At 58.4% G+C, this 13,218-nt stretch carries 12 protein-coding genes; 6 read left to right on the plus strand and 6 right to left on the minus strand.

All coding sequences use genetic code 11. The annotated features are described in order from the left end of the window. Positions 1 to 4: 4 nt before the first annotated feature. The 4 genes from glyA to WA845_RS20520 all read right to left on the minus strand — a co-directional run bounded on the left by glyA (position 5) and on the right by WA845_RS20520 (position 4,534). Positions 5 to 1,294 (minus strand): serine hydroxymethyltransferase, encoded by a 1,290-nt coding sequence (gene glyA, locus WA845_RS20505; RefSeq protein ID WP_004441171.1) that lies wholly within the window; start codon positions 1,292 to 1,294, stop codon positions 5 to 7. A gap of 352 nt (positions 1,295 to 1,646) precedes the next feature. Then, on the minus strand, positions 1,647 to 2,978 hold the full coding sequence (locus WA845_RS20510; RefSeq protein WP_006700203.1) for a L,D-transpeptidase family protein: 1,332 nt from the start codon (positions 2,976 to 2,978) through the stop codon (positions 1,647 to 1,649). A gap of 374 nt (positions 2,979 to 3,352) precedes the next feature. Next, positions 3,353 to 3,862: a transcriptional regulator LdtR gene (ldtR, locus tag WA845_RS20515; protein WP_026363448.1), complete on the minus strand. Its 510-nt coding sequence runs from the start codon at positions 3,860 to 3,862 to the stop codon at positions 3,353 to 3,355. A 234-nt stretch (positions 3,863 to 4,096) separates the two neighbouring features. Continuing rightward, a complete protein-coding gene (locus tag WA845_RS20520) occupies positions 4,097 to 4,534 on the minus strand; it encodes a DUF6163 family protein (protein ID WP_006700200.1) in 438 nt (145 codons plus the stop codon). A 174-nt stretch (positions 4,535 to 4,708) separates the two neighbouring features. On the opposite strand from WA845_RS20520, the gene hemB reads away from it, so the two are divergent. The 5 genes from hemB to WA845_RS20545 all read left to right on the plus strand — a co-directional run bounded on the left by hemB (position 4,709) and on the right by WA845_RS20545 (position 7,893). Continuing rightward, a complete protein-coding gene (gene hemB, locus WA845_RS20525) occupies positions 4,709 to 5,722 on the plus strand; it encodes a porphobilinogen synthase (protein ID WP_006700199.1) in 1,014 nt (337 codons plus the stop codon). A 95-nt stretch (positions 5,723 to 5,817) separates the two neighbouring features. Continuing rightward, the gene (locus WA845_RS20530; protein WP_112555057.1) at positions 5,818 to 6,276 is read left to right on the plus strand and encodes an RDD family protein; all 459 of its coding nucleotides are present in this window, start codon (positions 5,818 to 5,820) and stop codon (positions 6,274 to 6,276) included. A 176-nt stretch (positions 6,277 to 6,452) separates the two neighbouring features. After that, positions 6,453 to 7,211: an arginyltransferase gene (locus WA845_RS20535; protein WP_112555059.1), complete on the plus strand. Its 759-nt coding sequence runs from the start codon at positions 6,453 to 6,455 to the stop codon at positions 7,209 to 7,211. Positions 7,212 to 7,285: 74 nt separating this feature from the next. Continuing rightward, the gene (locus tag WA845_RS20540) at positions 7,286 to 7,507 is read left to right on the plus strand and encodes an AbrB/MazE/SpoVT family DNA-binding domain-containing protein (RefSeq protein ID WP_022555977.1); all 222 of its coding nucleotides are present in this window, start codon (positions 7,286 to 7,288) and stop codon (positions 7,505 to 7,507) included. After that, the gene (locus WA845_RS20545) at positions 7,504 to 7,893 is read left to right on the plus strand and encodes a type II toxin-antitoxin system death-on-curing family toxin (protein WP_035207708.1); all 390 of its coding nucleotides are present in this window, start codon (positions 7,504 to 7,506) and stop codon (positions 7,891 to 7,893) included. Before WA845_RS20540 ends, WA845_RS20545 begins: the two co-directional genes overlap by 4 nt. Positions 7,894 to 7,896: 3 nt before the next feature. Here the strand turns inward: WA845_RS20545 and parC are convergent, their stop codons facing one another. Then, a complete protein-coding gene (gene parC, locus WA845_RS20550) occupies positions 7,897 to 10,149 on the minus strand; it encodes a DNA topoisomerase IV subunit A (protein ID WP_112555061.1) in 2,253 nt (750 codons plus the stop codon). 229 nt (positions 10,150 to 10,378) lie between these two features. On the opposite strand from parC, the gene WA845_RS20555 reads away from it, so the two are divergent. Further along, positions 10,379 to 11,569: a hypothetical protein gene (locus WA845_RS20555; protein WP_004441154.1), complete on the plus strand. Its 1,191-nt coding sequence runs from the start codon at positions 10,379 to 10,381 to the stop codon at positions 11,567 to 11,569. A gap of 150 nt (positions 11,570 to 11,719) precedes the next feature. On the opposite strand, the gene creD is transcribed toward WA845_RS20555, so the two are convergent. Next, positions 11,720 to 13,171, minus strand: a complete 1,452-nt coding sequence (gene creD / locus WA845_RS20560; protein ID WP_337322546.1) for a cell envelope integrity protein CreD — start codon at positions 13,169 to 13,171, stop codon at positions 11,720 to 11,722. Between the last annotated feature and the right edge of the window lie 47 nt (positions 13,172 to 13,218).

Consider the following 13,218-nt stretch of genomic DNA (forward strand, 5'->3'; position numbering starts at 1 on the left):
TTCCTTACATGTACGGATACATCGGGAAACGGTCCGTCAGGCCGACGACCTTTTCACGCACCGCAGCCTCGACGGAGGCATTGCCTTCATCCGAATTGGCGACCTTAAGACCATCGAGAACCTCAACGATCAGCTTGCCGATTTCGCGGAATTCCGCTTCCTTGAAACCGCGCGTCGTGCCGGCCGGCGTGCCGAGACGGACACCAGAGGTAACGAAGGGCTTTTCCGGGTCGAAGGGAATGCCGTTCTTGTTGCAGGTGATGTAGGCGCGACCAAGGGCTGCCTCCGCACGCTTGCCGGTGGCGTTCTTCTTGCGAAGGTCGACCAGCATCAGGTGGTTGTCGGTGCCGCCGGAAACGACATCAAGACCGCCTTCAACCAGGGTTTCGGCCAGCGCCTTGGCGTTCTTCACGACCTGTGCGGCATAGTCCTTGAACTCGGGCTTCAGCGCTTCACCGAAGGCAACAGCCTTGGCGGCGATGACGTGCATCAGCGGGCCGCCCTGCAGGCCGGGGAAGACGGCGGAGTTGAACTTCTTCGCCAGATCCTCGTCGTTGGTGAGGATCATGCCGCCACGCGGGCCGCGCAGGGACTTGTGCGTCGTCGTGGTCGCGACGTGGCAGTGCGGGAATGGCGACGGGTGCTGGTCACCAGCCACTAGACCGGCGATGTGAGCCATGTCGACCATGAGGTAAGCGCCGACTTCGTCAGCGATTTCGCGGAAGCGCTTCCAGTCCCACACGCGCGAATAGGCGGTGCCGCCGGCGAGAATGAGCTTCGGCTTATGTTCTTTGGCCTTGCGCTCCACTTCGTCCATGTCCAGCAGGTTATCGCCTTCGCGCACGCCGTAGGACACGACGTTGAACCACTTGCCGGACATGTTGACCGGGGAACCATGCGTCAGGTGACCTCCCGAATTCAGATCGAGACCCATGAAGGTGTCGCCCGGCTGCAGCAGCGCGAGGAACACGGCCTGGTTCATCTGCGAGCCGGAATTCGGCTGAACGTTGGCGAAGTTGACGCCGAACAGCTTCTTGGCGCGTTCGATGGCGAGTTCTTCAGCAATGTCGACGAACTGGCAGCCGCCGTAATAACGCTTGCCCGGATAACCTTCCGCATATTTGTTCGTCATGATCGAACCCTGTGCTTCGAGCACGGCACGGGACACGATGTTTTCCGAGGCAATCAGTTCGATCTCGTGGCGCTGGCGTCCCAGTTCCTTCTCGATCGCGCCGAAAATTTCCGGATCGACATCGGCAAGCGGACTGGAGAAGAAAGCATCTGTGTTCGACATGGTGAAGGCTCCTGAAACAGTAATGCGATGGCGTCTTAGCGCCCTGCCCGAACAAGAGCAATACGGAGAGCGAGATTTGCCCGTCAAACTGCGACGTCGCGACGAAAAGTGGCAGTTGTTTTCAGGAAAAGCAGAGCGCGACGGAAACTTAAAGGCGGCGCTGCGATGATGCGCGGCCAAGCCGCGCACCTGCGTCATCCTCGGGATGGCGCCGAGGATCTGCAATGCTCTATTTTACGATAGGTGATTAGGTCCTCGGGACAAGCCCGAGGATGACGGCGGAGGGACTGGCCGGTTTCCGGCGATCACCTCTCCCCTCGCTCACAATTCAAAGCTTATGGCAAAAGCCCGATCAGTTGCGCGGCAGCAGATCGTCGTCCACGGCACCGGCCGGCTGTTCCATGCCCGCCGTCGTGTTCAGCGCCAGTTCGGCATTGCCGTCCTTGCCGTAGATATCGTCGCGGAACTGAACCACGCCGTCCTTCGCCGACCATGCGGTGATGTAGACGAAGTAGACGGGCACTTCCTGTGCGAGCTTGATCGGCGTGTTGACGCGCGAGGCGATGACGCGTTCCATTTCCTGGCGCGACCAGCCGGGCGTATCGCGCAGCAGCCACGACGTCAGGTCGCGCACGTTCTGCACGCGGACGCAACCGGAGGACTCGAAGCGCATCAGCTTGTTGAACAGGCCCTGCTGCGGCGTGTCGTGCATGTATTCGTTGTTCGGATTGTGGAAGTTGATCTTCGTCGAGGACATGGCGTTGATCTTGCCGGGGTCCTGGCGAAACATCAGGTTCGGCGCTTTCGGCGCGAACCAGTCGACCGTGGTCGGCGAGACTTCCTGTCCCTTGCCGTCGATAAGGCGGATATTGTTCCGCTCCAGATAGGTCGGGTCCTTCTGCATCAGCGGCACGATGTCCTTTTCGACGATCGAGCGCGGTGCGGTCCAATAGGGGTTGAGGATGACTTCGTAAATCTTCGAATTGATAACGTGCGTCGGACGGCTGGCGCGGCCGACAACGGCAGTGTTGCGCAGCACGACGCGTTCGTTTTCAACGGCTTCAATGGCGGCGGCCGGAATGTTCACCATCAGGTGACGCTGACCGAGATCGCCGGACATGGACTGGATGCGCACGAGGTTGGTCTGCAGCTGCGCGAGACGGATCTGCGCGGAGACATTGAGAGCCTTGGTGGTGTATTCGCCGCTGACGCCGTCAGCCGGAAGGCCATGACGGGCCTGGAAACGCTTCAGCGCGCCATCGACATAGGAGTCGAAGGCGCTGGAAATGCCGGCTTCACGCGGCAGGTCGCCCGATACCATCAGTCGCTGGCGCAGTGCCTGAACGGAGGGATCGGAGACGCCGATCTGCAGACGCTGCTGCGACGCCGGAACTTCCGGCCAGCCGCCATTCTGCACGATCTGCTGATATTGCATGATCGCCTGCTGCATATAGACGGGGGCTTCGCGGCCGAGGACCGGATTGTTGGAAACGACGCCCACAGCCGAACGCGACGTATTGGCGTCGAACTGGTCATCCCAGTTGCCGCGGCGCGAGGAACCCATGAGATCGTTAAACGCGTCCTGCGCCAAGGCCGGCGCAGCGAGCGCGGCGACACCAGCGGAAACGGCCGAGCGCAGAAGCGTGCGGCGCGATACGGAATTGGAAACGGATGTCTTTGTCATTCTACCTACCAGCCACTCTATTCGGCATTCTCTATAATGCCTAAATCAATATGATTAACAAACACGTACAACGTGCCTGCCGGCCTGGAATACTCGACACCCATCGCCTGGGCGCTATTGTCTGGCAGAACGGTCGGGACTTGCCGCGACAGCAGGAGAAACAGCCGGCTCCTCAAGCTTTGCGGGTCCCATATCAATATGGCCAATTCGTGTCACGGGCCATTTCTCACGAAGCTGTGTATGCCCCACAAAACAGGGTTCCTACGAGCTTTGCAGGTTGGGCTTGACATGAAGAAACGGCAGAGATGTAGCCGCCGAATCCGCAGGCCGGGAGCAAGAATGCCCCCGGCCTAAACAGTGAAACCGTCGCGGTATTACAGGCGGTAAGCGATCGAGTCGTTCCAGAAGCGATCGAGGCGCTGCAGCAGCTTGTTCATTTCGGAGAACTCGCCGGTGCCGATGCCGCCGACCTTTTCGATCGAGCCGACGTGGCGTTCATAAAGGCGGGCAACCGTTTCGGCGATTTCCTGACCCTTTTCGGTCAGGCTGATGCGAACCGAGCGGCGATCGACGCGAGAGCGCTGGTGGTTGATGAGACCAAGGTCGACCAGCTTCTTGACGTTGTAGGAAACGTTCGAGCCGAGATAATAACCACGCGAACGAAGCTCGCCGGCGGTCAGTTCGGAATTGCCGATGTTGAACAGCAGCAGGGCCTGAACGGCGTTGACGTCATCGCGACCCTGGCGGTCGAACTCATCCTTGATGACATCGAGGAGACGGCGGTGGAGACGTTCCACCAGATGCAGCGACTCCATGTAGAGCGAGCGGATGGTATCTTCATGTGCATCGGCAACAACGGCCTGGGGCTTAACTTTGCTATTGATCATGACTGCCTCACTGTTTTGTTTGGCGGTGTGTTTGTTTGTCTCCCGCCTTGAGTGAGAACCTAATCAATGCGCATAAAATTCTACTTAAAAGCTACGATTAACAAATGGTTACCTGCATTTTGCCTGGAGGCCCCAACTTGTGGCGAAGCGGGAATGCCTGACAGGCGATCGTTATAAATCAATGGGTTAAATATGAAATTCGGCCGCAAATCAGGCCGAATTGCTTTATTCTTATGGTAAATCAATTCTTGCCCGTTCTTCATTCTGGCGCTGATCCAGCCAGAAAGCGACCAGGAATAGTATATAAATGGTTGCCACGAGACCGTGCATGACGGGCACCAGCGTGTTGGCGCCGAAGATGTGGGGCCACACCTTATACATCGCGATCTGCGTGCCCGCGCCCATCACCCACATGACAGCGCCCCAGGAGGCGCCGAGCCAAAGGCCGAGGGCCGCGACCGGGAAAATGACGGCAAGCGCGCTGCCGGCCACACGCCAGGGCAGGTTCAGCATATCGAACCTGCCGTGACCGCCCAGAGAATAGCCCGTCAGCATTGCCCAATATTGCAGCCCGAACCAGAAACACGAAACCGCGACCAGCCTCATGAAGACCAGAAACAGGATTTCAGTGAGCGGGCGCTTCGGCAGAGGTTGAGAATCAGGTTCCATGGCCGGAAGATACGGTCTCGACGAACGGGCGACCAGCCCATATTGAATTCCGCCGCCTGCCTTGTCAAAGCATCATCGTCATTGCCGGACGGCAATGAGGGAAGATTGTCGCATTCGCATGCGCCGCGCTTCATGGTATGCAGCCTTCCAAATTTGATCGAAGGACATTCTGACATGCAGGACAAAACCCACCTGGTCGACGAGATCACCGGCCATCGCCGCATGCGTCGCAATCGCAAGGCGGATTGGACGCGCCGTCTGGTACAGGAAAGCCGCCTCACTGTGGACGACCTGATCTGGCCGGTCTTCATCGTGCCGGGCAGCAATATTCTGGAGCCCATTCCGGCGATGCCTGGCGTCAACCGCATGAGCGTCGACAGACTGGTCGAAGCGGCGAAGGAAGCCGCCGATCTCGGCATTCCGGCAATCGCCACCTTCCCGAATGTCGAGATGGAATTGCGGGACGAGACCGGCTCGAACGCGCTTGAGGCCAATAACCTCATCAATCAGGCGACTGCCGCCGTCAAGAAAGCCGTTCCCAATATTGGCATGATCACCGATGTGGCGCTCGACCCATTCACCAGCCACGGGCATGACGGCATTCTGCGCGGCAACGAGATCGTCAACGACGAGACCGTGGAACAGGTCGTCAAGGCGGCGATCCTGCAGGCGGAAGCCGGATCGGACATTATTTCTCCTTCTGAGATGATGGACGGCCGTATCGGCGCCATCCGCCGCGGCCTTGATGCGGCCGGGCACCAGAATGTCGGGATCATGGCCTACGCGACAAAGTTCTCATCCGGCTATTACGGCCCCTATCGCGAGGCGATTTCCACCGCCGGCCTGCTGAAGGGCGACAAGGCAAGCTATTACATCAGCCCTGCCAACGGCATGGAGGCCATCCGCGACGCGGCGCTCGATGTGGAAGAAGGCGCGGACATGCTGATGGTCAAGCCCGGCCTGCCCTATCTCGACATCTGCTGGCGGCTGAAGGAGAATTTCGGCCTGCCGACCTTTGCCTATCAGGTCTCCGGCGAATATACCCAGATCAAGGCTGCGGCGATGAACGGCTGGATCGACGGCGAGCGGGTGATGATGGAAACGCTTCTCTGTTTCAAGCGTGCGGGTTGCGACGGCATTCTGACTTATTTCGCCATCGAAGCCGCACGCAAACTCAACAGGGGCTAAGGCCAGCGCTTATTGTATTCGGTGGTTCCTTACCCATATTGTTGCTGACACGGCACTCATGCCGAGCTGTCAGTTCTTTCAGGAGAAAACGACCGATGAGCCTCGACCAGAACCCCACCTATGCCGCACCGGATGACTGGCGCGCCTATAGCGGCGTCCTGAGCCGGCGGGTCTTCGCGTTCCTGATCGATTATGCGATCGTTCTCCTCCTGTGCATCCCGGCCGCCGTGATTGTCTTCTTTCTAGGCGTGATCACGCTGGGTCTCGGCTTCATTCTCCTGCCTTCGCTCTTCATTATCGTTGCGGTACTCTATTTCGGCATGACGCTCGGAGGCCCGTCGCAGGCCACCCCCGGTATGCGGGCGATGGGTATTGCGATGGCGCGCATGGACGGGCGGCGAATCGATTTCCTGCTGTCCACCGTTCACATCGTGCTTTTCTGGATCATCAACTCGGTTTTGACGCCGCTGATCCTGCTTGCCGGCCTGTTTACGGAGCGCTCGCGCCTCGTTCACGACTTCCTGCTCGGCACCGTCATCGTCAGAACACGCTAATATTACGGAAAGCCACGGAAACGTGGCTTTCACCCCGCCAAATACCTCATCCCGCAGTTGACGTTTTCCGTCATTTTGCCATTCTGTGACATTATGCATGTCGCTTGAAGCGCCGCCGTCAGCCCCGTGAAATCGCGGCGCGCTTTATAACAGACGCAGGAGGCGATCACGGTTCGATGAACACGCAGGCGACGCCCTCTCCACAATTCTATCTTACGGCGCCGGCCACCTGCCCCTATCTGCCGAACCAGATGGAGCGGAAGGTCTTCACCCATCTGGTTGGCCCGCGCGCCTCGGAAATGAACGACCTTCTGACCCAGGGCGGTTTCAGGCGCTCGCAGAACATCGCTTATCGTCCGGCCTGCGAAAACTGCCGCGCCTGTGTATCCGTGCGGATCCTGACCGAGCAGTTTCAACCGACAAAATCGATGCGACGCGTTCTTGCCGCCAACAAGGATGTCGTCGCCACGGTGCATGCGGCCGAACCCTCCACCGAACAGTTTGCCCTGTTTCGCCGCTACCTCGACCACCGCCACCAGTCTGGCGGCATGTCCGACATGTCGGCTCTGGATTATGCGATCATGGTGGAAGACACACATGTGAACACCCGCATCATCGAATACCGCGTCCGCGAGCCCGGCTCCGGCATCGATTCCAGCAAACGCGGCGAGCTTCTGGCCGTGGCGCTCAGCGACGTGATGAGCGACGGCCTGTCGATGGTCTATTCCTTCTTCAACCCGGAGCTCGAGAAGCGCTCGCTTGGCACCTACATGATCATCGATCATATCACCCGCACCCGTGCGCTCGGCCTGCCACACGTCTATCTCGGCTATTGGGTCGATGGCTCTGAAAAGATGGGCTATAAGACCCGCTACCACCCGCAGGAGCATCTGACGCCGCGCGGGTGGGAGGTTTATACGCCGGATCCAGTTTGATCGAAGTATTGCAACTCCGTTGCAACAGAGACTCAGCAATGTTATAACGCCGTTATAACATGGAGTCTTTAGCTATGAACGTGACGGTCCGCAGAATTGGTAATTCCGAAGGCATCATTATCCCCAAGGAAGTGCTGGAACGCATGGGCGTTAAGGCAGGCGACACGCTTGATCTTAACGAAAGCAACGGTGAACTGCGTGTGCGCGTTGCAGACGAAGCCTTCGCACGTCAACTAGAACATGCACGCATCTTCATGGATAAATACAAGGTAGCCTTGAAGAAACTTGCTGAATGACCGAGTTTATTTTCCTAGACGTCAAGACCGTCAAGCAGCTCCACAAAATGCAAATCGACAATTTCGGGGGCATTCATGGACTGCGTGATGAGGGCATGCTGGATTCAGCCTTAAACCGACCCATCAACAAAGCTGGCTATGGCGGCAACCACGTCTGCGATCTCGCGGCGGCCTATCTTTTTGGACTGGCGAGAAATCATGCGTTTCTGGATGGCAATAAGCGGATCGCTATCGTGACCGCCGGTGTTTTCCTGATGGAAAACGGCTTCATGATCCAAACGGAAGAAGCACATCTCTACCAATTCGTTATGGCCGTCGCTTCTGAAGAGATCGATGAGGATGGCGTGAGCCGGTTCCTCAAAGATCATATCGTTCCATACCCGTAACTCTTACCCACCAAATTTCCCGCTGCGCGGAAAGCCCTTCGGCACGGTGCGGCCTACCGTTGCACGGTCGGCCAACCATTCGCGCAGTTCTTCACCCACCTTGTTGAAGAGACGCCCGGCCGTGTCGGACCAAGACAAGCCTTCGGCAAGCGCGAAACATTTCACATCCACGACGCCGCCGTCCTTGTAACGCTGCAGGCGCACGCCCTTGCCGCGCGACATTTCCGGAACCTGCGCCAGCGGGAACGCCAGGAGCTTCCGGTTTTCGCCGACGACAGCGACGTGGTCGCCGGTAACGGGAACCGCGAGCTTGGCCTCATCGGGCATGGATACGTTCATGATCTGCTTGCCCTTGCGGGTATTCGCGACCATTTCGCTTTCCGCCACGACGAAGCCGTTCCCGGCCGTCGAAACGAGCAGCAGCTTGCGCGACGGATCATGCACGAAGGCGGTGAGGACATCCTGATCGTTTTCCATATCGACCATGATGCGGATCGGCTCGCCATGGCCGCGTCCGCCCGGCAGCTTGTCGGCGCCAAGCGTATAGGCCTTGCCGCCCGTCGTCAGCAGCAGCAGCTTGTCGGTCGTCTGCGCCGGGAAGGCAAGCTTTGGACCGTCGCCTTCCTTGAAGGTCAGGGTCGAGGTGTCGGACATGTGACCCTTCAGCGCCCGGATCCAGCCCTTCTGCGAGATAACGATGGTGACCGGTTCCTTCTCGATCATCGCCTGCTGAATGGCCTCGATATCGGCATCCGGAGCGTCGGCAAACTGCGTGCGACGGCGGCCGAGTTCGGTCGCCTTGGCATATTTCTTTTTGACCTCGCCGATTTCCCAGGCGATGGTTTGCCACTGTTTGTCATCAGAGGCGATCAGCGCTTCGATCTCGGCCTTCTCATTCGTCAGTTCGTCGAATTCCTTGCGGATTTCGAATTCCTCGAGCTTGCGCAGGTTGCGCAGCCGCATGTTGAGGATGGATTCGGCCTGCAGGTCCGTCAGCGACCATTTCGCCATCATCACCTGTTTCGGCTCATCCTCCTCGCGGATGATGCGGATCACCTCATCAAGATTAAGATAAGCGACGAGCAGGCCGCCCAGAATTTCCAGTCTGCGATCAATTGCCGCCAGACGATGGCGCGAGCGGCGGACCAGCACGTCCTTGCGGTGCGCCAGCCACTCCGTCAGCACCTCGTTCAGCGCCATCACCTTCGGCACCTTGCCGAGCGACAGCACGTTCATGTTGAGCGGCAGGCGGCTCTCAAGATCGGAGAGACGGAAGAGCGATTCCATCAACAGCGTCGCATCGACGGTGCGGCTCTTCGGCACCAGAACGATACGCACATCCTCGGCGGATTCGTCTCTGACATCCTCCAGAAGCGGCAGCTTGCGGGCAATCAGCAGCTCGGCGATTTTCTCGATCAGCCGCGATTTCTGTACCTGGAACGGAATTTCGGTAATGACGATCTGATAACCGCCACGGCCCAGATCTTCCGTTTCCCACTTGGCGCGCACGCGGAAACCGCCACGTCCCGTCTTGTAGGCGTCGAGAATATTTTCGCGGCTTTCAACAATCACGCCGCCGGTCGGCAGGTCGGGACCGGGAATGAATTCCACCAGCTTTTCAACGGTCGCATCGGGATGCTTGATGAGGTACAGCGCCGCGTCACATAGCTCATGTGCGTTGTGCGGCGGGATCGACGTCGCCATGCCCACAGCGATGCCGGAAGCACCGTTCGCCAGCAGATTGGGGAAAGCGCCGGGCAATACCACGGGCTCGGAATTGGATTCGTCATAGGTGTCGCGGAAATCGACCGCGTCTTCCCCGATACCTTCCAGCAGAAGCTCGGCCACCGCCGTCATCTTGCTTTCGGTGTAACGCATGGCGGCGGGGCTATCACCGTCAATGTTACCGAAGTTGCCCTGCCCGTCGACCAGCGGATAACGCAGCGAGAAATCCTGCGCCAGACGCGCCAGCGCATCATAGATCGCCTGGTCGCCGTGGGGGTGGTAGTTACCCATCACCTCACCGACAATCTTGGCACATTTGCGGAAGGCGGAATTGGGTCTCAGGCCCATTTCGCTCATCGCATAAACAATGCGGCGATGGACCGGCTTCAGGCCATCGCGAACATCCGGCAGCGCACGATGCATGATCGTGGACAAGGCGTAAGCGAGGTAGCGCTCTTCGAGCGCTGCCTTCAAATCGACCGGATGAATATTATCGTCTCCGCCGGACGGAGGTACAAGATTTTTTCCCATGGTGCTTGACTAGCGGAAATGGCGATTCCCGGCAAGAAACACAGGGGTCGCGGCTGTGGATGAAACCAGCCCTTCCATGCGGTTTTTTGTTAACCGCGCTGCAAATGCCGCAATGCCGCCGTCATGGGAATCGATCTAAATACCCTAGACCTTTGATTATCAGCGAATATAAGTATCACCATTAGCATTAAGGCTCGGTTTGCAGCCGTACGTTGAGGGAAGAAACATCATGAGACTGAAATCCACCCGGCAGGTTCTTTTTGCGAGCGCCGCGCTTCTTGCCCTTTCCGCGCCGGCTTTCGCGCTGGATGGTGGGGATGTGCTGAAGAAGATCAATGCGGCCTATGCCGCGCAGGGCGGTCAAATTGATGCAGGCTCCGTCGCCGTCAACGGCTCGACGGTCACGCTGAACGACGTGACCCTCAGTGCCGCTGCCGACCCGGCCAAGAAAATCCCGGTTGGCAATATCACGCTTGATGGCGTCGAGGAAAACAACGGCGGCTACAAGATCAAGAACGCCCGCTTCGACAATATCGACTACAAGCAGGACAAGGTCGAGATCAAGGCCAGCGACATCTACATGTCCGGCCTTGTCATCCCCGCTGATGCCACCACCGGCACGGTCGATGCGTTGATGTTCTACGACGAAGCCCATAGCGGCCCGATTTCCGTGTCCGTCGACGGGAAGCAGGCTTTCTCGCTCGAGGAAACCAGTGCGACGATGTCGGTCAGCGACGACAAGAACTCGATCGGCTTTGACCTCGACGCCTCCGGCTTCAAGGCCGACCTCAGCGACGTCACCGACCCCGCCACCAAGGATGCAATCGAAAAACTGAAGCTGCAGGCGCTTTCCGGCGACATGACCATGAGCGGCAGCTGGGAAGTGGCTTCCGGGACTGTCGATGTCGAGGAATACGCGATCGACCTCGATGATGTCGGCCGCCTGAACATGTCGTTCGGTTTCTCCGGCTACACGCTCGCCTTCATCAAGTCGATGCAGGAAACGGTGAAGGCGCAGGCTGCCAACCCGAACAAGGAACAGGCAGACCAGGCCGCGAGCCTTGCCATGCTCGGCCTGATGCAGCAACTCTCCTTCGTCAACGCCGAGATCAGCTTCGAAGACGCCAGCATCACCAAGCGCGCGATCGATTATGCAGCGAGCCAGCAGGGTATGACGGGCGACCAGCTTGCACAGACCATCAAGGGCATGGCGCCGATCATGATGGCCTCGCTCAACGTTCCCGAATTGCAGAACATGGTGTCGGCGGCGATCAACACCTATATCGACGATCCGAAGAACTTCTCGATCACGGCAGCGCCGGAAAAGCCGGTCCCCTTCCCCATGATCATGGGCGCTGCCATGGGCGCGCCGAACACCTTGCCGAAAATGCTCGGCGTCACGGTGACGGCAAACGAATAGGACGAAAGAGCCCCGGTCCATTGCACCGGGGCTTTCCTTTTGTGCTCAATTAACATCCGGGAATGTCGTCAGCTCCCGATAACTTATCTCACGATCAACGCCAAAAGCGGGTCGCAGCTTGCGTCCCGCTTTTGGGGGCGGCAGTGGCGCTCAGGCCGTTTCGCCCTGTGCGATTATCCTGCCCTCACCTGCAGTGCCCGCTCCCGACCAGTCAACGCGGCGCGTCGCAAACATTGTGGCGGTTATGGCGATGAACGAGATTACCGCGCCGGCCAACAGCGCATATTCATCTTCATTCAGCACCAGATACATGACGCTGTAGGCGAGTGAGAGCACGCCGAACAGGGCAATGCCGTTCCTTCGGCTACGGGTTGCGCTGCCGAGATAAAAGGAGATCAGGACCGCTGTTGAAAGTGCGGCGGCGACATAAGCAATGGTGAATCCCGTGTGCTCCGAAAGCGCCAGGAGAAGTACATAAAAAACGATCAGCGCCAGCCCTGTCAGCACATATTGTAGCCAGTGCACGATGGTGCCGCCCTTGAGTTCGACGATAAAGACGGCAAGGAAAACGAGAGAGATGAACCCGATCGAATATTTCAGTGTCCGCGCGATGATCTGGTAAAATTTCACTGGCTCTACGAGATTGATTGTCATCAGACTGTTGGAGAGCGGCAATCGCGGGCCTTCAACAACCCGATCCAAGCCCCGTGCGAGATACGGAATGGTCCAACTGGCACTGAACTCCGTGGCGGTGATCGTTTTTTCCTCCGGCAAAAACAGGCCTTCGAAACCCGGATGTGGCCAATTGGCTTTTGCGGCAAAACTCGTCGTCTGACCTGCCGGCGCGACGGCGAAACTGCCCGACCCGTTCAGCGAAAAGGCGATATCGAAGGCAAAGCCGGTTTCAATGAGGCTTCTGTCTATCTGCCTATGCACTCCGGCATCGGACATCATTCGCGCCTGCGGGTCGTCATGCGTTGCCGTTGCGGACATGTCCCGCATGCCGGGATCAAATGGCAGAACGGGCCCGCCGTCTATCCGGACGCCTGCGCTGGACCGGATGCCTGTCATGTCAGCGATATTGAGAACCAGGACGGCGTTATCGAGACGGGGCGTGCCAGCAAAACGGGCGAGATCCGTCAGGATGCCGGAACCAAAGCGACCGGCAAGCGCGAGATCGCCTTTATAAACGGGCAAGCTATAGATCGACAGCTGCTTTTCCTCGGTCTCGAGATCAGCCGTGACCTTTAGTGTTTCCGGCATGACAAGCACCCATTCCGTCACACGATCAACGACGCTTTGGCCATTGACCTCGCGGCGGCGTTCCACATCGAAGGGCACGGCAAGATAAGGTCCATTCACCACCTGATCGCCACCCCATCCATGGGCGATCCGTCCGGATACCTCTTGTGCACGCGAGGCGCGTTCTTCCGTCAATGCCCAGACCAGCAGGAGCGGCACCAGCAAGACCATCGAAATGAAGCCGATCATGACAAATTTCGCGCCCGGCGAGCGCAGCCCGGCCGCGAAATGAGTGCGGTGCGTGGCCGGATGCATATGCCCGGCCGCGATGGCAGAATCTTTTTCCGTTTGATGAACCATTCTGAAATCCTCACCAATATTATCGCGCGAACCGGATTCAACGTTCG

The organism is Agrobacterium sp. CMT1, assembly GCF_037203725.1.
Taxonomy (GTDB): domain Bacteria; phylum Pseudomonadota; class Alphaproteobacteria; order Rhizobiales; family Rhizobiaceae; genus Agrobacterium; species Agrobacterium pusense.